The following is a 22,309-nucleotide window of genomic DNA, read 5'->3' on the forward strand; positions in this document are numbered from 1 at the left end:
GTCAGTCGACCGTCTCGCGCATCCGGGGGTCGAGCGCGTCGCGCATCCCGTCGCCCAGCAGGTTGAACCCGAGGACGGTGATGGCGAGGAACAGGCCGGGGAAAACGGACCACCACCAGTCGCCGGTGAGCAGCCCCGTGTCCACGCCGTTGGCGAGCATCAGACCCCACGATGGCGTCCCGGCCTCCGCCCCGAAGCCGAGGAACGACAGCGCCGCGATGTCGATGATGGCCAGCCCGAAGTTGAGCGTCGACTGGACCGTGATGGGCGCGAGGCAGTTGGGCAGGATGTGCCGAACGATGATGCGTGGGTCTTTCGCGCCGAGCGCCTCGGTGGCCTCGATGTACTCGTCCTCGAGCACCTTCAGCGCCGCCCCGCGAACGACGCGGGCGAACCGAGGCGTGTACACCAGCGTCAGCGCGATGACCACCTTCCAGAGCCCGGTGCCGAAGATGGCGACCAGCGCGAGCGCCAGCAGGAGGCTCGGGAACGACAGCAACACGTCCATCGTCCGCATGATGACGTTGTCGGTGACGTCGCCGTAGTAGGCCGCCAGAATCCCGAGGCCCACGCCCAGCACGGTCGAGGCCCCGACCGTGATGGTGCCGTACTTGAGCGCGATCCACGCGCCGTAGAGGACGCGGGTGAAGATGTCCCGCGACTGGATGTCGGTCCCGAACGGGTAGGCCCACGTCCCGTAGTCGGTCACGACCTGCCCCTCCTTCGGGCCCAGCCAGCTCGGCGGCGCGACGTTGGGGTTCGTGCCGATCTGGCTGGCCGTGACCGACTGGAGGTCGATGAACAGCCGGGCGTACAGGCCGACGACCAGTACGCCGAATATCATCGCCAGCCCGGCGACGGCGAGGCGGTTCGACAGCAGTTCCGAGAGGAACGGCGAGGCCCGGAGCCGTTCGAGCGCGCCGCGATTCCCCACGTCCTCGGTCTCGGTTTGCGTGCTCATTGTTGGATTCTCGGGTCGAGGTACGAGTAGGTGATGTCCACCACGAGGTTCACCATGGTAAACAGGAACGCGAACGTCAGCACGGTGCCCTGCACGATGGGGTAGTCGCCGACCTGGATGGCCTCGACCAGCATGACGCCGATGCCGGGGATGCCGAACACGGTCTCGGTCAGGACCGCGCCGCCCAGCAGCGTGCCGAACTGGATGCCGACGACGGTGATGACCGGGATGAGCGCGTTCCGGAACCCGTGTTTCAGCACGGTAATCTTCGAGCCCTGCCCCTTGGCGCGGGCGGTCCGCATGTAGTCCTGCCTGATGACCTCCAGCATCGACGACCGCATCATCCGGGAGATGAGCGCCATCGAGTAGATGCCGATGACCAGCGACGGCAACAGCAGGTGCGTCGCCGCCGACTGGAACGCCGCGAAGTTGCCCTGAATCAGCGTGTCGAAGGTTATCACCCCGGTTATCGGCCGGATGCTGAACTCCGAGGCGATGCGACCGCTCGCGGGGAACCAGCCCAGCACCTGCGCGAACAGCAGAATGACCAGCGGACCGCTCCAGTAGATGGGGACGCTGATGCCGGTCAGCGCGCCGATTCGGGTCAGGTGGTCGCTGATTGCGTCCTGCTTTATCGCGCCGAGCAGTCCGGCCGGGATGCCCAGCAGGATGCCGAACAACTGGCCGTAGATGGCCATCTCGAGCGTGACCGGGAGTTTGAACCGAAGTACCTCGGTGACCGGCTGGCCCTGCTGAATCTGGTAGGACTGCCCGAAGTCGAGCTGGACCGCCTCGACGAGGAATCGGCCGTACTGTACCCAGATAGGGTCGTTCAGGCCGAGTTCCGTGCGAATCTGTTGGACGAACTCCTCGGACGCCCGCTGGCCCGCGATGACCCGCGCGGGGTCGCCCGGCGAGAGGTGGAGGATGGCGAACACGAACGTCGCCACGCCGAACAGCACCGGAACGAGCAACAGCAGGCGCTTGACGAGGAACCGCTTGGATATCATCGCTCGGTCTCCTGCCACCGGAATACGGTTTTCATCAAGGTCAAAGGTACGGCCGGGGCGTCAGTTCCGTAGCTCGACGAGGTTGAGGAACGGCCCCGCGATGGGCGCGATTTCGAACCCCTCGACGTGGCCCGCGACCCCTCGAAGCTCCATCGCGTGGTCCATGGCGACCCACGGAGCCTCCTCGTGGAATATCTCGGCGGCCTGCTCGTAGCTGGGGGCGCGCTCGCTCTCCTCGTAGGTGGTCTGTGCCTCCTCGACGAGTTGCATGAACTCCGAGTTGGCCCACGCCGCCGCGTTCGACGTGTTGGGGTTGTCGTGGTCGTCGGGGTTTATCCAGTCCCTGTCCTCGGGCGGGTTCTCGACCTGCGGGTGGAGCAGCGCGTAGTAGAAGTTGTCCGGGTCCGCGTTGTCGGTCATCCACCCGAGGAAGCAGGCGTCGTGCTTGTACGTGTTCGTGTATTCGAGGAACGGGTCGAACGTCTGCTGGTCGATGGTGACCGTGATGCCGACCTCGTTCAGGTTGGACTTGACCGTCTGGGCGGCCTGGACGGGCGAGGGGTTGTACGTCCGGGGATTCTGGAACGTCGCCAGCTCGAACTCGAACCCGTCGCCGTACCCCGCCTCCTCCAACAGCGACTGGGCCTGCTCGGGGTCGTGGGGATACGGGTCGAGGTCGTCGTTGTACCCCATCACGCCCTCCGGGATGGGCTGGCTGGCCTGCGAGGCGATGCCCTGGAAGATGCTGTCGACGATGGCCTCGGTGTCGATAGCGTAGTTGACCGCTTGGCGGACCGCCTTCTCGCGGAACGGCTCGAACCGCGCCATGTTGAACGCCATGTAGCCGACGTTGATGCCGGGCATCGAGACGAGTTCGGCCGAATCGGAGTTCTCGACGAGCTGGGACGACTGCGCGCCGAGTCCGTCGATGACGTCCGCACCGCCCGAGAGCAGCGTCTGGGCGCGCGAGGTGTTCTCGCCGACGACCGTGAACACGACCTCGTCGACGGTGGGCGTCTGGCCCCAGTAGTCGTCGTTGGCCGACAGCCGGACGCGCTGGTTGCCCTGGTCCCAGTTCTCGAACTGGAACGGTCCCGTCCCGACCGGGTTCTCGTTGAGGTCCGCGCCGTACTCCTCGATGGCCGCTTCCGAGTGGACCCGCATGGCGAACATCGCGAGGTTGGGGACGATGGGCGCGTACGGACTGGCGAGCTGGAGTTCCAGCTCGTAGTCGCCGTTCTTGACGACCTCGTCGACGACGCCCAGCGAGTACGACCCGTAGACCGAGAGGTAGTCGTCGCCGGGGTAGTACTCGTACTCGCTGTCGAGGAATCGCCGGTACGTGGCCACGAAGTCGTCGGCGGTGAACTCCTCGCCGTCGTGGAACTGCACGCCCTCCCGGAGGGTCATGGTCACCGTGTCGCCGTCGACCTCGTACTCGGTCGCCAGTCCGGCCACGATGGACGTCGTGCCCGGCTCGAACCGGACCAGGCCGTCGTATATCTGGTTGGTGACCTTCGCCACCTCCCCGCTGGTGGTCGCCTGGAAGTCGAGCGACCCCGACGAACTCCCGCGAGCGTAGGTCAGGGTTCCGCCGCTCCCGGACTCGTCGTCGCTCTCCCCGGAGGTCCCCTCGCTACCGGCCGTCGTCTCGGTGGTCGCTTCGCCACCGCTCGTCGTCTCGGTCGTCGCCTCGTCCTGCCCGCCGCCGGCACAACCGGCCAGCGTGACGGCGGCCGCCGCACCGCCAGCCGCCTGCAGGAAGCTACGCCGCTCGAAACTGTCGTCTCCTGGCATAGAATATATTTCTACTACGTATCGTATAACTATTTTGGAGATAGATAGAGCAATAAGAAATCTAGTATAGAAATACTATTAATACTATCTGTGAAATTTGTGGGGGCGGGTCAGCCCTGTAGGCTGACGAGGTTCAGGAGCGGCCCGGAGATGGGCGCTATCTGGAACCCGTCGACCCTGCCGGCCACACCCCGGAGCTCCTGGGCGTGGTCGATGAACACCCACGGCGCTTCGTCGTGGGCGAGCTGGCCGGCCTGCCGGTACAGTTCGGCCCGCCGGTCCTCGTCGAGGGTCGACTGGGCGTCCTCGACGAGTTCCATGAACTCCGTGTTGGCCCACGCCGCGCTGTTGGTCGTGTTGTACCCCTCCGTGTCGAAGCTCACCCAGTCCTGTCCGTCGGGCACGTCCTCGACCGAGATGCCGGGGTGCAACAGCGCGTAGTAGAAGTTGTCCGGGTCCGCGTTGTCGGTCATCCACCCGAGGAAACACGCGTCGTGTTGGCCCTGATTGGTGTATTCGAGGAAGGGGTTGAACGGCTGCTGGTTGACCGACACCGAGATGCCGACCTCGTTCAGGTTCGACCGGACGGTCTGGGCCGCCTGGACGGGCGAGGGGTTGTACGTCCGGGGGTTCTGGAACGTCGCCAGCTCGAACTCGAACCCGTCGCCGTACCCTGCCTCTTCGAGCAGCGACTGGGCCTGCTCGGGGTCGTGCGGGTACGGGTCCAGCTCCTCGTTGTAACCTAACACCTGCTCGGGAATCGGTTGACTCGCCTGCACCGCGATGCCCTGGAAGATGTTGTTGACGATGGCTTCCGTGTCGATGGCGTAGCTGATGGCCTGCCGAACCGCCCGCTCGCGGAACGGCTCGAACCGCGCCATGTTGAACGCCATGTAGCCGACGTTGATGCCCTGGGTCTCGACCAGTTCGGCCGCGTCGGAGTTCGCCACTATCTGGGACGACTGCGCGCCGAGCCCGTCGATTATGTCCGCGCCGCCGGACACGAGCGTCTGGGCGCGCGACGTGTTCTCGCTGACCGCCGTGAACAACGCCTCGTCGACGGCCGGTCCCTCGCCCCAGTAGTCGTCGGTGGCCGACAGCCGGATGCGCTGGTTGCCCTGGTCCCAGTTCTCGAACGCGAACGCGCCCGTGCCGACCGGGTTCTGGCTGAGGTCGGTGCCGTACTCCTGTATCGCCTGCTCGGACAGCACGCTGGACGCGAACATCGCCAGGTTCCGCAGGAACGGCGCGTACTGCTGGCTGAGTTCGATGGTGAGACTGTACTGGTCGCCGCCCGCCCCGCCAGCCTGCGTCTCGGTGCCGGCCGCCGTCTCGGTCCCTTCGGTCGTGGTCCCTTGGTCGGCCAGCGCACCCTCCGTCGTGGTCGCACCGCCGTCGGCCGCGGCCGTCGTTCCGGCGTCGCCCGCCCCGCCCGGACTGACGCTCTCGACCCAGTTGCCCAGCGTGAACGGCCCGTACGCCGAGACGTAGTCGTCGCCCGGGTAGTACTCCGAGTCCGGGTTAGTGAACCGCTGGTAGGTCGCCACGAAGTCGTCGGCGGTGAACTCCTCGCCGTTGTGGAACTGCACGCCCTCCCGGAGCGTGAGCGTGGCCGTGGTGCCCTCCAGCGAGTACTCGGTCGCCAGCCCGGCCTGGAGGCTGGTCTGGTTCGGCTCGAAGTCGATGAGCGTGTCGTACAGCTGGTTGATGACCTTCACGTCCTCGCCGCTCGTGGTGTTCTGCGGGTCGAGCGTCCCCGAGTCGTTCCCCCGGGCGTAGGTGACGGTCCCCCCTTCCTGCTGGACGTCCGCGGTCGCGCCCGCGTCGACGTACCCCGCGACCGAGGCCGACGCCGCCGCGCCGCCGGCCGCCTTCAGCAGGCTTCGCCTTGAAACGGATGTGTCGTTTGAAGTCATCCAACCCTACCAATCAATCATTTCAGATAAAAGCCTACGGGAGGGGTTTGGTCGCGGGTGCGGTTGGTTCAATTCCGCGCTTCTGTCGCAACCATCGCGGGGGAGTCCCCCGGGACGGGCGCTGTGAGTCCCGTCCGAGCGCACGAGCGCGAGTAGAAACTGATTTAGGCCAGCCTAAACAATTGACCTGCAATCGATGATGACCACGGAATCCGACGGTCGGACGGCGGCAGAAACGGCCGAGCGGTTGCCTTCGAGCGCGGTCGAGTCGGTGGCGTTCCTCGCTCGCTCGGAACACCGCGTCCACGTACTCGCGCTGTTGAACGACCGCCCCCGGACGCGAAACGAACTGAGCGACGCGGTCGGGGTGACGCGGGTGACGCTGAGCCGCATCCTGCGCGACCTGGAGGACCGGGAGTGGATCACGAGACGCGGGTCCGAGAACAGGTACGCGCCGACCACGTTCGGCGAACTGGTCTACCGGGACGTCGACCGGCTGCTCGCGACAGTCTCGGTCGGACAGGACTATCCCGGGATAGTCGAGCGACTGCCGACGGAGTGGTTCGGCTTCGACGTCCGGTGTCTCGCCGACGGCGAACTCGTCGGGGACGAGAGTTCGGACCCGCTGGCCGGTGCCCGCATCGTCGCCAACGCGGTCCGGGACGCGTCGTCGTTTCGGTCGCTTCTGGGAACGTTCATCTCGCTGCCGATGTACTCGTTCGAGGAGACCGTGCGGAGCGGAACCGAGCCGGACGCAACAGTCGTCTTCGACCCGAGCGTCACCGAGACGATGCTCGAGGACCCGACGCTTCTGGACCGGTGGCGGGAGATCGAGGCGACCGCCGGCTCGACCGTCTACTACGGCACCGACGAGCGCGTGCCCTGCAGCATCGACCTCGTCGACGACGAGACCGTGTTCCTGACGGTCGACCGCGAGCGCGAGAAGGGCTTCGACATCATCCGGTGTACCCACCCCGAGGTCGTCGAGTGGGCCGACGAGACGGTCGAGCAGTACCGAGCGAGTGCGACGCCGCTCGAACGCCGGGCCCCCGACGAGGGCGCGTGAGGACCCGGCCCCGCGTTCACGGTGCGTCGTCGACGACGTACCCTGAACAGCCAATCCGTCGCGTCGTTCCGAAAGCCGGGAATCACTAAGTCTTTTTAGGCATGCCTAAATCATATGGTACGCAGACGCCAGTTGCTCGCGGGTACCGCAGGTATCGTCGCGGCCGGACTCGCCGGCTGTACCGGTAGTGACGGGAGTTCGACGAGTACGACCGAAGCGACCACGGAGACGGCCACCGACACGGCCGCGCCGGAGACGACCGACGCCGAGACGACCACGGACGAGGCGTCCGAAACCGAGACGACCACGGACGAGCCCACGCCGTACACGGTCGAGATGGAGCCCAACGACCCGTACACGTTCGAGGAGGTCCCGGAGACGTACGGCGTGGGCACGAGCCCCTTCATCGACATGGGGATGGCGCTCGGCATCCACCCGACGGCGACCACCGGCCTCGAGCGCGCCCCGCTCAAGTTCTACGACCTCCTCGACCTCGGGTTCGACGAGAGCCGAATCACCAAGATCGCCAGCGACGCCGAGTCCGGCTACGACAAGGAGAACTTCTACGCCGCCGACGCCGACGTCTGGCTCATCTCCCGGGACAACATCAGTCGCTACGTCAGCTGGGACGACGCCGACTTCGAGGACGTCGAATCACAGACCGGCCCGTTCCTCGGGACGACTCTCCGATTCGCCCCCCAGTCGGCCGTCCAGGACGAGCCGAACCCGTACACGATGTACGAGGCCTTCGAGAAGGTCGCGAAAATCTTCCAGCGCCAACAACAGTTCCAAGCCTGGAAGTCGCTCCACGACGACCTCATGAACACCATCGAGGACGGGCTCCCGCCGGAGGACGAACGCCCCACTGTCGCCGCCATCTGGCGGGGCGTCAGCCCCGACTCCGGCCAGTTCCGCATCGCGCCCCTGCACCGCCTCGGCAACAACACGAAGTCGTACTACCGCCTCGGCATGCAGGACGCCTTCGAGGGCCAGTACCCGGACGGCCCGGTCGGCTACGAGGAACTGCTCCGCGTGGACCCGGATTACATCGGCGCGGTCGGCGCGCTCACCTCGACCACCCACGAGGAGTTCGTGAACACTACTGTCGAGCCGTTCGAGGCCAACGAGAACGGCCAGCAGCTCAGCGCCGTCCAGAACGGCAACGTCATCCGGAGCGGCGGCCAGTACATGGGTCCCATCGTCGACATGTTCTCGACCGAGGCCGTCGCCAAGCAGGTCTATCCCGACGAGTTCGGCGAGTGGCCCGGTCCCGTCGGTGACGTTCCGGAGGGCGAGCAGCTCTTCGACCGCCAGCGCCTCCTCGACGTCGTCGCCGGCGACATATAGGGACGATGTCAGGATTTCTCGACCAACTCGCGGACCGACGAGCCGCGGGCAGCGACTGGTACGCCAACTCGAAGCTCGCGGGCGTCGCGCTCGGGAGTATCGCGGTGTTGTTCGGCGCGACACTCCTGCAGGTGAGCTTCGGCGCGTACCCGCTGACCCTCGGCGAAGCCTGGGGCGCGGTCTTCAACCCCGCGGTCGTGTTCAGCGCGGAGGCCTGGCGGGCGTTCCTGCTCGGCGGCGACATCCCCGAGTGGTTCACCCAGCAACAGCACATCGTCTGGAACATCCGGCTACCGCGCATCCTCGTCGGCGTCCTCGTCGGCGCGAACCTCGCGGTCTCGGGCGCTATCTTCCAGATCATCACCCGGAACGAGCTCGCGAGCCCCTACATCCTCGGCGTCAGCGACGGGGCGGGCCTCGTCGTGCTCGTCGTCCTGACGTTCTTCTCGGGGCTGGTCCCGCTCGTGCCGGTGCTGGCGGCGCTCGGCGGCGGCATCGCGTTCCTGCTGGTGTACGTCATCGCGTGGAAGAACGGGACCAGTCCCGTCCGCCTCGTGCTGGCCGGCGTCATCGTCGGGACCGTCTTCGGCTCGGTCCAGCGGGCGCTGTTTTTCTTCATCGACGACCTCGGGACGGTGATGTCCGCGCAGGCGTGGCTCTCCGGGTCGCTGCTCAACACCGACTGGGCACAGGTCCGCATCGCGTTACCGTTCACCCTGCTGGCGATGGCCCTCGCGTTCCTCGTGACCCGCGAACTCGACGTGCTGGTGCTGGGCGAGGAGACCGCCAAGTCGCTCGGGATGCCGGTCGAGAAGGTCCGCTTCGCGGTCGCGGGCATCGCGGTGCTCTCGACGGCCGCGGCCATCGCGGTCGCGGGCCTCATCGGCTTCGTCGGCCTCATCGTGCCACACATGGTCCGCAACGTCGTCGGCAGCGACTCCCACCGGCTCCTGGTCGGCTGTCTGTTCCTCGGCCCGGCGCTGCTCGTCGGGGCCGACGTCGGCGCGCGCCTCGCGCTGAGCCCGATACAGCTGCCGGTCGGCATCATCACCGGGCTCGTCGGCGGGCCGTACTTCCTGTATCTGATGCGCCAGACCGAAGACATGGGTGAGGTCTGATGTCCGAGCAAACGTCGGACCCCGACGACCGGCAGACCGACGCGGCCCGGCCGGCCGCCGCCGGGGGCGAGTCGACCGACCCGGTCTCGGAGTTCGCCGCCGAGGAGCTCGTCGTCGGCTACCCCGGTCCCGACGACCCCGTCATCCCGGGCGAGACGCTCCGGGTCCCGCCCGGCGAGGTGACCGCGCTCATCGGCCCGAACGGGAGCGGCAAGAGCACCCTCCTCAAGGGGCTCGCGCGCCAGCTGACCCCCGAGAGCGGGAGCGTGCTGCTCGACGGCACGCCCGTCGAGTCGTTCGAGTCGAAGGCACTCGCGCGCCGGCTCGGCCTGCTCTCCCAGGAGAACACCTCTCCGGACGGCATCTCGGTCGAGGACCTCGTCGAGCGCGGCCGCTACCCCCACCACGGCTTCTTCGAGTCGCCGGGCGAACAGGACCACGCGGCCGTCGACGAGGCCATCTCGCTGGCCGGCGTCGAACACCTGCGCGAGCGCGAGGTCGGGAGCCTCAGCGGCGGCCAGAAACAGCTCGTGTGGATCGCGATGGCGCTCGCCCAGGACGCCGACGTGCTGTTGCTCGACGAACCCACGACGTTCCTCGACCCCCACCACCAACTGGAAGTGATGGACATCGTGGAGACGCTCCGCCACGAGCGCGAGACCACCGTCGTCGTCGTGCTCCACGACATCGCCCAGGCGGCGCGGTACGCCGACCACGTGGTCGCACTCAAGCACGGGTCGGTGTACGCTCGCGGCCCGCCCGAATCGGTCGTCACCGAGGAGCTTCTCGCCGACGTCTTCGACATCGAGGCGGCAGTTTCGCCGTCCGAACACGGCCTGCAGGTCACGCCCCTGGAGCCGCTCCACGACGACCGGGACGGACAACGGTAGCCGGACTCGGCGACAAGCCTCTCGGCGGAGTAGTCGGCCTCGACCGCGGCCCTGCGGGTCCACCGGCGGCGTCTTCGAACCCTACTCGGGCTGGTCGTAGAGGTGACACGCCGCCGGATGGGCCGCCTCCTGCAGGACCGGGTTCGTGCGCTCGCAGACGCTCCCGAAGTGGTCGGCCAGCAGCGACTCGGCCGCCGCCCACTCGCCCTCGGCGAGGTGGTCGAACGACTCGACCACGACCTCTCGCGGGCGGCCGGTCGGCTCGGCGTCGAACAGCCGGTCCCACAGGACCGCCCGGAACGCCTCCGACGACGCTTGCGGGCTTCCGTCGGTTCGCTCGCCACCGTCCGTGGCGGTCACGGTCTCGGCCTCGGCGCGGCCCCGCCCGGCCGCCTCCTCCCGCGCCGAGTCGAGGTCGATGCGCCGGTCCTCGACGCGCTCGCGGTAGTTCATCACCTCGCGGTAGGCCGGTTGGGCAATATCGAAGTCCCCGGGTGGGATGACTCGCGGACATCGCGTCCGGAAGTGACAGCCAGAGGGCGGGTCGATGGGCGAGGGCACGTCGCCTTCGAGGATGACGCGGTCGTCGGTGTCGGCCCGGGGGTCGGGTTCGGGGATGGCCGACAGCAGCGCCCGCGTGTAGGGGTGCTTGGGGTCGGCGAACAGTTCGTCGGTGTCGGCTATCTCGACGAGTTCGCCCAGATACATCACCGCGACCCGGTCGGAGATGTGCCGGACCACGCTCAGGTCGTGGGCGATGAACAGGTAGGTCAGCCCGAACTCGTCCTGGAGGTCCTCGAGCAGGTTGAGAATCTGGGCCTGCACGGACACGTCCAGCGCGGAGACGGGTTCGTCGGCCACGATGAAGTCTGGGTCGACCGCCAGCGCCCGCGCGACGCCGACGCGCTGGCGCTGGCCGCCCGATATCTCGTGGGGATAGCGGTCGTACTGGCCCCGCTCTAACCCCACCTCGTCCATGAGTTCGAGGACGCGCTCGCGGCGCTGTTGCTTGCGGGAGGTGTCGCCGGCCGGCGATTCCTCGGGCAGGTCGTGAATCTTGAGGGGTTCGGCGATTATCGCACCCACCGTCATCCGGGGGTCGAGGCTCGACAGCGGGTCCTGGAATATCATCTGCATGTCCTTGCGCTTCTCGCGGAGTTCCTCGCGGTCGAGCGTCGAGAGGTCGGTGCCCTGAAACACCACGGTCCCGTCGATCGGCGCTTCGAGGTGGAGCAGCGTCCGGCCCGCCGTGGACTTGCCACACCCCGACTCGCCGACGAGACCCAGCGTCTCGCCCTCGTAGACGTCGAAGCTCACGCCGTCGACCGCCTTGACGCTCTCTATCTCGTCGGCGAGCCACTCGTCGAGCAGCCCGTCGGCCCGCGAGAAGTGTTTCTTCAGCCCGTCGACTTCGAGCAGGCGGTCGCCGACCTCGTGGTCGCGGCTCGTGACCCCCTCGCGGTCCGCGCCGTACCGGCTCTCGTCGAAGTCCTCCAGCACGCACTTCGCGCGGTGGTCCACGTCGTCGGGCCCGTGCTGGAGGTGCGGAATCGCACCCCCGGTACACTCGGGCTGTTCCCACGGACACCGGCCGGCGAAGTGACACCCCTCGGGCATGTCGATGAGGTCCGGGACGTTGCCCTCGATGGGCGTGAGCCGTTCTTTGTCCTCGCGGGGGATGGATTCGAGCAGGGCGTAGGTGTAGGGGTGGCTCGGGTCGTGGAATATCTCGTCGACCGGCCCGACCTCCACGACGTCGCCGGCGTACATCACCGCCACGCGGTCGCAGGTCTCGGCCACCACGCCGAGGTCGTGGGTGATGAAGAAGACCGACATGCCGAGGTCGTCCTGCAGGTCGTTTATCAGGTCGAGAATCTGGGCCTGAATCGTCACGTCGAGCGCGGTGGTGGGTTCGTCGGCCACGAGCAGTTTCGGCTGGCAGGCCAGGGCGATGGCGATGAGCACGCGCTGGCGCATCCCGCCCGAGAACTCGTGGGGGTACTCGTCGACGCGCTCGGTGGGTTCGGGGATGCCGACCTGTTCGAGCATGTCGACGGTGTCCCGGAGGACGCTCTCGTCGACCTCCTTGCCGCCGAGGCTCGGCAGTACCTCCCGGACCGCGTTCCACCACGAGTCCCTGCGACGCCCGCCGTACTGGTGGAGTCGCAGGCTCTCGGCCACCTGCTCGCCCACGGTCAGCGCCGGGTTGAGCGAGGTCATCGGGTCCTGGAATATCATGCTGACCTCGCCGCCACGGACCGCCCGCATCGCCTCCTCGGGCGCGGCGAGCAGGTCGACGGTCCCCTCGTCGGGGAAGACGAACTCCCCGACGCCCTCGGGATACCGCTCGGCGAAGTCGGCGGCCAGCTCCCCGTGGGCGAACCGGGCCTGTCCGCTCACGACTTCGCCGGGGTCGTCGACCAACTGGAGCAACGAGAGCGCGCTGACGCTCTTGCCCGACCCGGACTCGCCGACCAGCCCCACGGTCTCGCCCTCGCGAATCGTGAGGTCGAAGTCGTCGACGGCCTCGACCACGCCGCGCTCGGTGTTGAACTGCGTCCGCAGGTCCGAGACCGACAGTAGGTCGCTCACAACTACCACGACGTGCGACGCGAGCGGGCAAATATCTTTCCACTTTTACGACGTGGAAAATAGGAACCAAGTGCCAGACGTATCAGAATCAAGTTCGGTCAAATTCGAGAGTGGAGGGCCGGGTGCTGGTGGCTCCGGGACGACGCTGGAATCCCAATCATATCTCCGAAAGCCCTCGGCCCGCTCTCGGACAGTAACTACGATGCACAGGTCTCCCCGAAAGCCCTCGGCCCGCTCTCGGACAGTAACTACGATGCACAGGTCTCCCCGAAAGCCCTCGGCCCGCTCCGGTCCCGCGACTCGCTGCGCTCCTCGTCGCTTCGCTCCTGCGGTGCTTACGTCGTCGGGGTTCCCGGAGCGCGCCTCGCCCTTTCAGTCCACCAAGGAACTGCACCGCACCCGCACCGCCCCGCATCCGCACCGCGACCGCCCAGCGGGAGCCTCACCCCTCCCCAGCCTCGGGGCGCACGAGCGCGCCCCTCCCTCGCGCGCTTCGGCGCGACCACTTGCGGGTCGCGCCAGCGCGCGCCGACCGTGGAAAATCGAGTCCAGGCGCGCGCCGACGTGGAACCAGAACCAGCAGTGCGGTCGCGCGATCGATTCCACCGCGCCTCTCGACCCCCGTCGAGACGCGCCACGGGTCTTTCAGTCTCCGGGTCGAAGTGCGGGCATGGAGTTCACCACCAGTCGGCGACAGTTCCTCGGAGCCGCGAGCGCGAGCGTGACGCTCGGGTTGGCTGGCTGTGCAGGAGCCGACCCGCCGGAGAACCCGCAGGACTCGACGACCGGAACGACGTCGGGCGGAACCGACGCGACCGAGACCGCGACCGGGAACCTCCCCGACGCGGTCGGCCTCGAAACGCTGGCGACGGGCTTCGAGGTGCCCCTCGACGTGGCGTTCGCGCCCGACGCCGACCGGCGCTACGTCGCCGACCAGCAGGGGCGGGTGTTCGTCCACGAGTCGGGCGGCCTGCGCGACGAACCCTTCCTCGACCTGCGCGACGCCATCGCGACGGGCTACGAGGCGGGGCTGCTCGGTATCGCGCTCCACCCGAACTTCGCCGAGAACCGCCGTGCGTTCGTCCGCTACAGCGCGCCGCCCCGCGAGGGGACCCCCGACGGCTACGACCACACCTTCGTCCTCGCGGAGTTCGAGGCGACCGACGACGGCACCCGAGCGAGCCGCGATTCCGAGCGGACCGTCCTCGAAATCCCGGAACCGCAGGCCAACCACAACGCCGGCCCCATCGTCTTCGGGCCGGACGGCTACCTCTACGTCGCGGTCGGCGACGGCGGCGGTGGCGGCGACCAGGGTTCGGGTCACGTCGACGACTGGTACGACGCCGTGGCCGGCGGCAACGGACAGGACGTGACCGAGAACCTGCTGGGGAGCGTCCTGCGCATCGATGTTGACAATTCGGGGGACGGCCGGAACTACGCGATTCCCGAGGACAACCCGCTGGTCGGGCGGGACGGCCGCGACGAACACTACGCGTGGGGCTTCCGGAACCCGTGGGGGATGGCGTTCGACCGGGGCGACCTCCTGGTCGCCGACGTGGGCCAGAGCGACTACGAGGAGGTGAACCTGGTCGAGCGCGGGGGCAACTACGGCTGGAACGTCAAGGAGGGGACCCACTGCTTCGGGGCCGACGACTGCCCGGGCGCCACTCCGGAAGCCGTCCGTGGCGGCGAACCCCTGCTCGACCCCGTCGTCGAGTACGCCCACTCGGGCGGGGACCTCTCGGGCGCGTCGGTCATCGGCGGCCAGGTGTACCGGGGGTCGGCCCTGCCCGGACTGGCGGGGCGCTACGTCTTCGCGGACCTGGCCGCAGACGGCCGGCTGTTCGTGGCGACGCCGCCGGAAAGCCGCGAAGAGGGCGCGAGCGACGGGGAGCGCGCGGGCGACGGGGCGGACGAACTGTGGTCGACGGCGGTACTGGACGTCGCCGACGCGGACGCCGGCAAACTCGGACAGGTCTACGCGTTCGGCCGCGACGCCGACGGCGAGGTGTACGTCCTCGCGTCCGGGAGCGAGGGCGGCGGCGTCCATCGAATCGTACCCGCCGAATGAGCCAACACCGACGTTCCTACCGCACCGACGATTTTGGAACGAACGGGAGGCCGTCGTCCCACGTCATCGCGTCGAGAACCGCGACCAAGTGGTCGGCTCGCCGGTCGAAGACGTTCAGCGGGTGCGCGTCGAGGAAGGTCGCTTCGTCTCGCTGGACCGTCTCGCCGCGATAGTCGAGTTGGAAATGACACTCGCCGAGGCTCGGATGCGTCGGGTCCTGGTGCCAGCCGACCATGAGTTCGCGCGCTCGCTCGACCCACTGAATCCGGTAGTGGTCGTACTCGCGGTTCGGTGGTAACTCGAACCCGACCTGCAGTTCGGCCTCGTCGACCGCGTACGGTTCGCCGACGAACGCCGGCGCGTCGACCGTCGCTCGCACGCCTACCTTGGTGCCCGACGAGGTGTGGTACCGGACCTGCTCGATGGGCGACTCCCCGGCGTCGACCTGCGTGGCGAGACGCTTGTGGAGACGCCCGAGAAGCGTCCGCTCGTCGAGGTTCGCGCGGTTCGCAAGGAATATCATCGGGAGCTACGGTGACAGCGAGAGCGTCGAATCCGACGGGTCGTCTCGACCGGGCCGGAGCGAGCGAGCGTCGTCGTACAGTTCAAGCGCGTGTTTCAGCAGTCGCTTGTCGTCCTCGCGTTTCTCCCACCGGCGCAGAACCGCGTTGCGGTCCCGAATCGCCTCGCTGGAGAGTTCCTCGTCGGCGAGCGTCGATTCGAGGTCAGTCCGCGATTCGACGCCGAACTCGGCCTTCCACTCGTCGATTTCCGCCTGCACGTCCGCGATCTGCTCGCGGAGTTCCTCGCGGGTGGACTCGTTTATCATCTCGGTGACTTCTTTGACGTACCGAAGCTGGTAGTTCGGTGCGTACTTCGTGTTTCCGTCGTCGCCCTCGACCGCGTGCACCTGTCCGAACTCCACCAGCATCTCCAACTCGTCTTTCGCGGTCTGCCAGGAGGAGATTCCGGCCTCCGTCCGCACCCACTCGACCGACCTCGGTCGAGTGAGCGTCGTGGCGATCTCCCGCACGCGTTCGCGGGCCGACAACCCCTCGGCCCACGAGTCGATGCCGCGCTCGGTCATGCGAACAGGTAGGCGATTCTATCAATTATATCTTTGGATGGCTCACGCAAATACGAGAGTAGGCGGTTCGGGACGCGACGAGAGCAGGGCGCAACTCCTGAGTAACCCGAGCGCGACGAAGCGAACGATGACCGACGAGACCTACGCGACGCTCGCCGAGCGCGGCCGGGCCGCCTTCGAGATTCGAGGCTCGGAGTTCGTCGGCCGGGCCGCCCCGGCGACCGACCGCGAGGCCGCCGAGGCGTTCGTGGCCGAGGTTCGCGCCGAGTACGCCGACGCGACCCACAACGTCCCGGCGTATCGCGTCCGCGCCGCGGGCGGCGACCTGCTCCGGGAGTACGGCGACGACGACGGCGAGCCCTCGGGGTCGGCCGGCAAGCCCGCGCTCAACGTCCTCCAGCAGCAGGAAATCGAGAACGTGGTCGCGGTGGTGACCCGCTACTACGGCGGGACCAACCTCGGGGTCGGCGGCCTCGCGCGGGCCTACTCCCGAGCGGTCAAGGAGGCGGTCGCGGACGCCGGCGTCGTGACCGAGCGCCCGCACGAGACGTTCTCCGTGACGGTCGAGTACGACGACTCGGGCACCGTGCGCGGGATTCTGGAGAGCGAAAGCGGAGGCGGCGGAGTGGAGTTCGACGCGACGTACGAAGCGCAGGTCGACTTCGACGTGCGGGTACCGACCGCCGAGGGCGACGCGCTCAGAGAGCGCATCCGGAGCGCGACCAGCGGGCGGGCCGAAATCGACGGCGGAAGCTAGGCTCGCGGCCCAGTGCGAGCTGGGCCTCGGGGGCCCGTCACGAAACGTCGTCCAGCACGTCGAGGAGCGCGTCGAGACCGATAGCGCGGAGATTGTTCTTGTCGTCGGGGAGGTCGGTCCGGAGTTCCTCGCGGGTCCACCAGCGGGTGTCGGCCGCGTCGCTCGCCGCGTCGACGGAGCCGGCGGTTTTCGAGCGGTGGACGGCGTAGTTGAACGCCACGTCGGTCTCGCCGCCCCCGAAGTCGAGGAAGCCGTCGTTCACGAGCGTCAAGTCGTCGGGGGCGACCGCGAGTCCGGTCTCCTCTTCGAGTTCGCGGGCGGCGGCCTCGCTCGGACGCTCGCCGGCCTCGACGTAGCCGCCGGCGGTCGCCCACGCGCCGACGTCGCCCGCAGCGCCGCGCTCGATGAGGAGCACGCGGTCCGCGTCGACCACGGCGGTTCGGGCCATCACGCCCGCGTTGTGATAGAGCGTCACGTCGCAGTCCTCACACCGAGGGCGCGGCCCCTCGTCGGTCTCGCGCACGTCGAGCGCGTCGCCGCATCGCGGACAGAACTCGGGGTCGGCTCCGTGAAGTACCCAGACCATGGTCGGCCCTACTCGCCGGGGCGGGAAAACTTGTGGTGGGTGACAACTGCCTCACCCGCCCAGCGGAACCCCGCCGAAGATGACCAGCGCGACGACCCAGTAGGCCACGTAGAGGCCGCCCAACAGCAGGCCGTGCCACCGCTTCACGCGGCCCTCGTAAAAGAAGTACGCCGCCAGCGCGGTCACGACGACGACCGCCGGGAGGTGAAACGTCAGCACCGAGTTGGAGATTTCGAGGTCGCTCAGCAGCGTGATGACGCCCACGTTCCCGGTGACCGAGAACAGCACGCTCCCGACGACGTTTCCGACCCCGATTTCGGGGACGCCCCGGCGAACCGGTTCGAGCGTGAGCATCACGTCCTCGAACGTGAGTATCAGGGTCAGGACGGTCGCGCCGAAGACGGTTCCGTCGACGCCGAACCCCTCGACGACCACCTCCGACCCGGCCTCCAGCAGCATCGACGCGACGACGACGCCGACGAGCGCGAGGACGGCCAGCACGAGCCAGAGCCACCCCGACGCGGGCCTGCCGGCGACGACGCGGTCCTCGGGGATGTCGGCAACCGGAGCCGAGGCCGTCCCGCCGTCGGTCTCCCTCGCGGTCGAGTCGCCCCCGACGACCGCGCCGCCGTCCGAGCGGAGTCGCTTCCCGAGTTCGGTGTTCCGGAACACGGGCACGTCCCGGCGTCGCTCGCGGACCAGAACGTAGCCGAACGTCAGCGCGAAGAAGCCGATGAGCGCGAGTCCGTGGACGGCGGTCAGCGTCCCGACGAGGACGAACGGGACGAGTATCAGAGGTCCGAGCGCGAACAGCGCGACGTAGTCGGTCGGCAGGTCGACCGGAAACGGGCGGACGACGGCGGCCAGCGCGAGCGTGACGCCGATTATGGCGAGTCCAGTGCCGAGCGCCGTCCCGAGCGCGGCCCCTTCGAGGTCGCCCGCCGAGAGGACCACCGCGAGGACGGTGTCGTCGAACTCGAACCCGGTGAACAGGATGGCCAGCGAGAACAGCGACACCTTCAGTCCGAGCGCGGCCCGCGTGAGGTAGCTGATGAGTTTCTCGGCGCAGGCGGTCAGCAAGAGCGCGCCCGCGACGAGGACCAGCACCGCGCCGAGGAGTCCCTGTCCCTCGACGAAGCCTTCGAGCGCGCCCTCGACGCCGCCCTCGCCTTCTTCGGCTTCGTTGCTCCCCTCGGCTCCGGAATCTCCCCCGGCCGCGTCCTGTGCGAGCGCCGGCGCGACCGGCACCGCGACCAGTGCCAAGACCAGCGCCACGACCAGCGCCGTCCCGGCGAGCGTCCGCCCACGTGTCATGGGTCACGGACACGACGCGGAGCCTCATGTACCCTCGAATCCGCGTAGACGAGTGCGTTGAAAGATTCTACACGGAGCCTGTTCGGTCGCGTGGGACGCTGCGAACAGCCTCGGTGCGCTCTCTGACAGCAGCACCGTAACCACAACTACAGCCTCGAAAGCCCTCGGCCCGCACTGCACAAACGCTTGAACCGCAACTACAGCCTCGAAAGCCCTCGGCCCGCTCTGCACAAACGCTTGAACCGCAACTACAGCCTCGAACGCCCTCGGCCCGCACTGCACAAACGCTTGAACCGCAACTACAGCCTCGAACGCCCTCGGCCCGCTCGCGGTCGCTCTGGCGGATATCCGCGCCTCACAGCACCGCACCGCATCGGCGCGGATAGAGCCGCCAGAGGCGACCACGGCCTTCGGCCGCGAGCCCGCCTCGCCCTTTCAGTCCGCCGAGGCCGACCGCACCGCCCCGCACCCGCACCGTACCCGCACCGCGACGGCAGGCCTCACCCCTCCCCAGCCTCGGCGAGCGCCTGAACGCGCTCGCCTCCCTCACGCGCTTTGGCGCGGTCACGAGGACCGCGCCAGCGCGCGCCGACCGTGGAAAACCGAGTCCGTGAGTACTGCTGTCGAAAATCGAGTCGACGCGCGCCGGAACTGTCCAGCGGCGCGCGACCGAGTTCGGGCTTCCCATCCGAACGCGGCCGGCCCACCGACACACAAGACATATCGCCCGGAAGACCGAACCCACACGCCATGAGCGACGCCCCCACCGCCGAGGTGGACGCAGACGACGCCGACCGCGAGTTCGCAGTCGACCTCGACTTCGGCGAGACCGGCCGCATTCCCGCCGTCGCCCAGAGCGCCGACTCCGGCGAGGTGTTGATGCTCGCGTACGTCACGCCCGAAGCGGTCCGGAAGACCCGCGAGACCGGCCTCGCCCACTACTACTCGCGGAGCCGCGAGGAGTTGTGGCAGAAAGGCGGAACCAGCGGCCACGTCCAGCGCGTCCGGGAGGTCCGGGCGGACTGCGACGGCGACGCCCTGCTGTATCTGGTCGACCAGGAGGGCGGCGCGTGTCACACCGGCTACGAGAGCTGTTTCTACCGCACGCTCGACGGCGAGACGGTGGGCGAACAGGTGTTCGACCCCGACGACGTCTACGAGTGACCGACCGATGAACGAGCCACCCACGACCGCGACCCGGACCGACGACCTGCTCGACGAACTCGACGACGCAGACGCCGCCTGCGGTCGAGTCGACGACCGAATCGCCGAGTACGGCGAGGGTACCGTCGAGCGCGTCGCCGACGCCCACGACCGGGCGACCGACCTGCTCGACCGCTACGAGTCGACGGCCACCGGCACGGGGCGCGAGAACTTCAAGAAGTTCATGGAGTTCAAGTCGAACTTCGCCTCGCTGGTCGAGGACCTCGACGACGACCTGCCCGAGCGCGACGCCTTCGAGGCGGCCGAGGAGGAGATAGACAAGAACCGCCTCAGCGAGGGCGACTTCGAGCGCGCCCGCGACGCCCTCGGCCCGGCCGGCGAAGTGGCGGGGCTGCTCGACGAGCGCCGGGACGCCCGGGCGCGCTACCGCGAGGCCCGCCGCGACGTGGGGAAGGCCGTCGCCGACCTGCGCGACGAGATAGCCGACCGGGAGCGACTGGTGGAACTCGGCGACGCCGACCTCGACGCGCCGGTCGAGGAGATACGCCGCCCCATCGAGCGCTACGACGAGGCGGTCGCGGAGGCGTTCGCCGAGTTCAAGGCCGACGCCAGCGCCCGCGAACTGCTCGACTTCGTGGCCGCGACCCGCGACTACGCGCTGGTCGAGTACCGCACGCCCCCGGAGACGCTCCGGGAGTACGTCGCGTCGAACGAGGCCGGCACCGAGACCGTCGCGGACCTGCTGAAGTACGCCGATTACTCCAACTCGAAGCTCGACCACTACGTCGACGACCCGACCGCGCTCAAGCGCGCGGTGGCGACCAACCGGACCTACCTCGAACGGCTCGACGCCGGCCCGCTCCGAATCGAGTGGCCGCCCAAGTCGGCCGCACAGCTCCGGTGGCGAGTCGACGAACTGGTGTCGGTCGTCGGCCGCTTCGCCGACGAGGACGTGGTGGCGACCCTGCGGGCGGTCCAGTCGGCCGTCCGCGACGAGGAGCGATTCGAGCATCTGCGGACCGCCGCCGAGGCCCGGACCGAACTCTCGGACGCCGAGCGCGAGAAAGTCGAGAGCGGCGCGGTCGCCGACGAGTTGGCTGGGTTGCGCGAGCGCAAGGCGGAGTTGGAGGCGGCACTGGACGAGTATCCCGAGCGGTGAGCGCGTCAACGGCGGCAGGACCGAAGCGAGTCAGGCGTTCAGCGCCTCGATTACGTCCCCGACGGTAAACAGCCGAAGGTCCTCGCGTTCCTCGGCAGCCTCCTCGACGGACGGTTTGAATCCGCTGCGGGAGAACAGCGCGTATCGCTCGACTCTCTCCGCTCCGCTGTCGGGCGTCCACCGGAGTTCCTCGACGTGACGCTGGAGCTTCGAGAACGCGTCGTACCCCAGCGGGGACCGCTGGAACTTGCACTCGCCGACGAGTAGCGTCTCTCCGGTCGTCAGACCGACGACGTCGATTTCGTGGTCGTCGTACCACCAGCTGCCGGTGTCGGCGACCGTGTACTCCGGATAGAGCGTTCGGAGCGCGGAGCGACACAGTTCCTCGAACGAACCGCTCACGAAGTCCGCTAGCTCCGGTCGAATCAGTGCGTCGTAGGCTTCGTCCCCGAGTTCGTCGTACCGGTCGCCGGTGCCGTAGACGAAGCGAAACCAGAAGCGGAAGAACGGGTCGCGGATGCGATATCGGCCCCGTTTGCTCCGTTCCGTTCGTTCGGTGACGGGGACGTGGCGCTCTATCAGTCGCAACCGCGAGAGCCGGTCGAGATACTTCGAGAGTTGATTGTAGTCGACGCCGGTCGTTCCCGAAATCTCGTTTCGGCTCGTGTTGCCGCCAGCGATAGCCTCCAGAATCGAGAAATACCGCGTCGGTTCCGTGAGTTCCATGCGCAACACGTAGTCGGGTTCATCGTGGAGCGAGCCGTGGCGCGAGAGAATCGTCCGCCGAACGTTCTCCCCGAGCGTCGCGTCGGGCGACACTTCTTCGAGATAGTACGGGATACCGCCGAAGACGCCCCACGTAAAAACCTGCTCGTCGGGGGTGTAGGCGTCGTCGAAGAACCCCATCGCGGCGTCGAACGGGAGCTGTCTGATGTCCAGTTTCAGCGACGAGCGACCGTAGAGCGGGCTATTCCCGAGCAGTGCAGCCTCCTCCATCATGCTGATAGAGGAGCCGACGAGGACGAACGTCGCCGCCGAATCGTCGAGGTCGTGGTCGAACATCGCCTGTAGCACGGAGGGAAGGCTCGGCTCCTCTTCGACGAGATACGGGAACTCGTCGAGGACGACGATTGCGTCCTGTTCGGCGAGATAGCTCAGAACCGCCTCCCACTCGGCTCGAATCCGGGTCACGCCGGGGTACGATTCGGCCGCTTTCTCGACGAACTGATGGAGCTGTAACGCGCTGGTCTTCTGCTTGGCCTGATAGACGACCGCGTCGTCGGACGATTCGAGCGACTGCCTGACGAGTTCGGTCTTGCCGAGGCGACGGCGACCGAATATCACGGCGAGTTCGGCGTCGGCCGAGTCGTAGAGCGTCCGGAGTCGGGAGAGTTCCTCGGTCCGGTTCACGAAATCCGCCATAGCGGTCGTAGGCGAGCCCGCATCATAACGCTATCGATTACCGTACTTCGAA

General features: G+C 67.8%; 18 protein-coding genes. 8 read left to right on the forward strand and 10 right to left on the reverse strand.

What is annotated here, in order from left to right:
- Nucleotide 1 precedes the first annotated feature (1 nt).
- The 4 genes from EPL03_RS13055 to EPL03_RS13070 all read right to left on the reverse strand — a co-directional run bounded on the left by EPL03_RS13055 (nucleotide 2) and on the right by EPL03_RS13070 (nucleotide 5,684).
- On the reverse strand, nucleotides 2-961 hold the full coding sequence (locus EPL03_RS13055; protein ID WP_135829778.1) for an ABC transporter permease: 960 nt from the start codon (nucleotides 959-961) through the stop codon (nucleotides 2-4).
- On the reverse strand, nucleotides 958-1,971 hold the full coding sequence (locus tag EPL03_RS13060) for an ABC transporter permease (RefSeq protein ID WP_135830007.1): 1,014 nt from the start codon (nucleotides 1,969-1,971) through the stop codon (nucleotides 958-960). The genes EPL03_RS13055 and EPL03_RS13060 overlap by 4 nt, the downstream gene beginning before the upstream one ends.
- Before the next feature lie 60 nt (nucleotides 1,972-2,031).
- Nucleotides 2,032-3,768, reverse strand: coding sequence for an ABC transporter substrate-binding protein (locus EPL03_RS13065; protein ID WP_135829779.1), 1,737 nt, complete (start codon nucleotides 3,766-3,768; stop codon nucleotides 2,032-2,034).
- Nucleotides 3,769-3,878: 110 nt separating this feature from the next.
- Nucleotides 3,879-5,684: an ABC transporter substrate-binding protein gene (locus tag EPL03_RS13070; protein ID WP_135829780.1), complete on the reverse strand. Its 1,806-nt coding sequence runs from the start codon at nucleotides 5,682-5,684 to the stop codon at nucleotides 3,879-3,881.
- A 196-nt stretch (nucleotides 5,685-5,880) separates the two neighbouring features.
- On the opposite strand from EPL03_RS13070, the gene EPL03_RS13075 reads away from it, so the two are divergent.
- The 4 genes from EPL03_RS13075 to EPL03_RS13090 all read left to right on the forward strand — a co-directional run bounded on the left by EPL03_RS13075 (nucleotide 5,881) and on the right by EPL03_RS13090 (nucleotide 10,105).
- Nucleotides 5,881-6,750, forward strand: a complete 870-nt coding sequence (locus EPL03_RS13075; protein ID WP_135829781.1) for a helix-turn-helix transcriptional regulator — start codon at nucleotides 5,881-5,883, stop codon at nucleotides 6,748-6,750.
- 114 nt (nucleotides 6,751-6,864) lie between these two features.
- Nucleotides 6,865-8,097, forward strand: coding sequence for an ABC transporter substrate-binding protein (locus tag EPL03_RS13080; protein WP_135829782.1), 1,233 nt, complete (start codon nucleotides 6,865-6,867; stop codon nucleotides 8,095-8,097).
- Nucleotides 8,098-8,102: 5 nt separating this feature from the next.
- The gene (locus EPL03_RS13085) at nucleotides 8,103-9,215 is read left to right on the forward strand and encodes a FecCD family ABC transporter permease (protein ID WP_135829783.1); all 1,113 of its coding nucleotides are present in this window, start codon (nucleotides 8,103-8,105) and stop codon (nucleotides 9,213-9,215) included.
- Nucleotides 9,215-10,105, forward strand: a complete 891-nt coding sequence (locus tag EPL03_RS13090; protein ID WP_135829784.1) for an ABC transporter ATP-binding protein — start codon at nucleotides 9,215-9,217, stop codon at nucleotides 10,103-10,105. Before EPL03_RS13085 ends, EPL03_RS13090 begins: the two co-directional genes overlap by 1 nt.
- An 81-nt stretch (nucleotides 10,106-10,186) precedes the next feature.
- Here EPL03_RS13090 and EPL03_RS13095 read toward each other — a convergent pair whose 3' ends face one another.
- Complete coding sequence (locus EPL03_RS13095) at nucleotides 10,187-12,706, reverse strand: ABC transporter ATP-binding protein (protein WP_280178862.1); 2,520 nt, start codon at nucleotides 12,704-12,706, stop codon at nucleotides 10,187-10,189.
- Between the two features lie 661 nt (nucleotides 12,707-13,367).
- Here EPL03_RS13095 and EPL03_RS13100 point away from each other — a divergent pair.
- Nucleotides 13,368-14,768 carry a PQQ-dependent sugar dehydrogenase gene (locus tag EPL03_RS13100; RefSeq protein ID WP_135829786.1) on the forward strand — a complete coding sequence of 467 codons (1,401 nt, stop codon included), beginning with the start codon at nucleotides 13,368-13,370 and terminating at the stop codon, nucleotides 14,766-14,768.
- Between the two features lie 16 nt (nucleotides 14,769-14,784).
- Here the strand turns inward: EPL03_RS13100 and EPL03_RS13105 are convergent, their stop codons facing one another.
- Nucleotides 14,785-15,291 carry a hypothetical protein gene (locus EPL03_RS13105; protein ID WP_135829787.1) on the reverse strand — a complete coding sequence of 169 codons (507 nt, stop codon included), beginning with the start codon at nucleotides 15,289-15,291 and terminating at the stop codon, nucleotides 14,785-14,787.
- A 6-nt stretch (nucleotides 15,292-15,297) separates the two neighbouring features.
- Nucleotides 15,298-15,855 carry a DUF7342 family protein gene (locus EPL03_RS13110; protein ID WP_135829788.1) on the reverse strand — a complete coding sequence of 186 codons (558 nt, stop codon included), beginning with the start codon at nucleotides 15,853-15,855 and terminating at the stop codon, nucleotides 15,298-15,300.
- A 127-nt stretch (nucleotides 15,856-15,982) separates the two neighbouring features.
- Between EPL03_RS13110 and EPL03_RS13115 the strand changes: the two genes are divergently transcribed.
- A complete protein-coding gene (locus EPL03_RS13115) occupies nucleotides 15,983-16,612 on the forward strand; it encodes an IMPACT family protein (protein WP_135829789.1) in 630 nt (209 codons plus the stop codon).
- 37 nt (nucleotides 16,613-16,649) lie between these two features.
- Here EPL03_RS13115 and EPL03_RS13120 read toward each other — a convergent pair whose 3' ends face one another.
- Together EPL03_RS13120 and EPL03_RS13125 are read right to left on the reverse strand one after the other, a co-directional pair.
- Nucleotides 16,650-17,198 (reverse strand): NUDIX domain-containing protein, encoded by a 549-nt coding sequence (locus tag EPL03_RS13120; RefSeq protein WP_135829790.1) that lies wholly within the window; start codon nucleotides 17,196-17,198, stop codon nucleotides 16,650-16,652.
- A 51-nt stretch (nucleotides 17,199-17,249) separates the two neighbouring features.
- The gene (locus tag EPL03_RS13125) at nucleotides 17,250-18,512 is read right to left on the reverse strand and encodes a sodium:calcium antiporter (RefSeq protein WP_135829791.1); all 1,263 of its coding nucleotides are present in this window, start codon (nucleotides 18,510-18,512) and stop codon (nucleotides 17,250-17,252) included.
- Between the two features lie 750 nt (nucleotides 18,513-19,262).
- Here EPL03_RS13125 and hisI point away from each other — a divergent pair.
- Together hisI and EPL03_RS13135 are read left to right on the forward strand one after the other, a co-directional pair.
- Entirely contained in the window at nucleotides 19,263-19,676 is a 414-nt protein-coding gene (gene hisI / locus EPL03_RS13130; RefSeq protein WP_135829792.1) for a phosphoribosyl-AMP cyclohydrolase, read from the forward strand.
- A 7-nt stretch (nucleotides 19,677-19,683) separates the two neighbouring features.
- Nucleotides 19,684-20,835: a DUF7118 family protein gene (locus tag EPL03_RS13135; RefSeq protein WP_135829793.1), complete on the forward strand. Its 1,152-nt coding sequence runs from the start codon at nucleotides 19,684-19,686 to the stop codon at nucleotides 20,833-20,835.
- Between the two features lie 30 nt (nucleotides 20,836-20,865).
- Here EPL03_RS13135 and EPL03_RS13140 read toward each other — a convergent pair whose 3' ends face one another.
- Nucleotides 20,866-22,257 carry an ATP-binding protein gene (locus EPL03_RS13140; protein ID WP_135829794.1) on the reverse strand — a complete coding sequence of 464 codons (1,392 nt, stop codon included), beginning with the start codon at nucleotides 22,255-22,257 and terminating at the stop codon, nucleotides 20,866-20,868.
- Between the last annotated feature and the right edge of the window lie 52 nt (nucleotides 22,258-22,309).

This window comes from Halorussus halobius, assembly GCF_004765805.1.
In the GTDB taxonomy this organism is placed as follows: Archaea; Halobacteriota; Halobacteria; order Halobacteriales; family Haladaptataceae; genus Halorussus; species Halorussus halobius.

What these genes read in the sequence shown, in the direction of transcription:
- EPL03_RS13055 (WP_135829778.1), bottom strand. Translation starts at nt 961, where the DNA reads ATGAGCACGCAAACCGAGACCGAGGACGTGGGGAATCGCGGCGCGCTC.
- EPL03_RS13060 (WP_135830007.1), bottom strand. Translation starts at nt 1,971, where the DNA reads ATGATATCCAAGCGGTTCCTCGTCAAGCGCCTGCTGTTGCTCGTTCCG.
- EPL03_RS13065 (WP_135829779.1), bottom strand. Translation starts at nt 3,768, where the DNA reads ATGCCAGGAGACGACAGTTTCGAGCGGCGTAGCTTCCTGCAGGCGGCT.
- EPL03_RS13070 (WP_135829780.1), bottom strand. Translation starts at nt 5,684, where the DNA reads ATGACTTCAAACGACACATCCGTTTCAAGGCGAAGCCTGCTGAAGGCG.
- EPL03_RS13075 (WP_135829781.1), top strand. Translation starts at nt 5,881, where the DNA reads ATGATGACCACGGAATCCGACGGTCGGACGGCGGCAGAAACGGCCGAG.
- EPL03_RS13080 (WP_135829782.1), top strand. Translation starts at nt 6,865, where the DNA reads ATGGTACGCAGACGCCAGTTGCTCGCGGGTACCGCAGGTATCGTCGCG.
- EPL03_RS13085 (WP_135829783.1), top strand. Translation starts at nt 8,103, where the DNA reads ATGTCAGGATTTCTCGACCAACTCGCGGACCGACGAGCCGCGGGCAGC.
- EPL03_RS13090 (WP_135829784.1), top strand. Translation starts at nt 9,215, where the DNA reads ATGTCCGAGCAAACGTCGGACCCCGACGACCGGCAGACCGACGCGGCC.
- EPL03_RS13100 (WP_135829786.1), top strand. Translation starts at nt 13,368, where the DNA reads ATGGAGTTCACCACCAGTCGGCGACAGTTCCTCGGAGCCGCGAGCGCG.
- EPL03_RS13105 (WP_135829787.1), bottom strand. Translation starts at nt 15,291, where the DNA reads ATGATATTCCTTGCGAACCGCGCGAACCTCGACGAGCGGACGCTTCTC.
- EPL03_RS13110 (WP_135829788.1), bottom strand. Translation starts at nt 15,855, where the DNA reads ATGACCGAGCGCGGCATCGACTCGTGGGCCGAGGGGTTGTCGGCCCGC.
- EPL03_RS13115 (WP_135829789.1), top strand. Translation starts at nt 15,983, where the DNA reads ATGACCGACGAGACCTACGCGACGCTCGCCGAGCGCGGCCGGGCCGCC.
- EPL03_RS13120 (WP_135829790.1), bottom strand. Translation starts at nt 17,198, where the DNA reads ATGGTCTGGGTACTTCACGGAGCCGACCCCGAGTTCTGTCCGCGATGC.
- EPL03_RS13125 (WP_135829791.1), bottom strand. Translation starts at nt 18,512, where the DNA reads ATGACACGTGGGCGGACGCTCGCCGGGACGGCGCTGGTCGTGGCGCTG.
- hisI (WP_135829792.1), top strand. Translation starts at nt 19,263, where the DNA reads ATGAGCGACGCCCCCACCGCCGAGGTGGACGCAGACGACGCCGACCGC.
- EPL03_RS13135 (WP_135829793.1), top strand. Translation starts at nt 19,684, where the DNA reads ATGAACGAGCCACCCACGACCGCGACCCGGACCGACGACCTGCTCGAC.
- EPL03_RS13140 (WP_135829794.1), bottom strand. Translation starts at nt 22,257, where the DNA reads ATGGCGGATTTCGTGAACCGGACCGAGGAACTCTCCCGACTCCGGACG.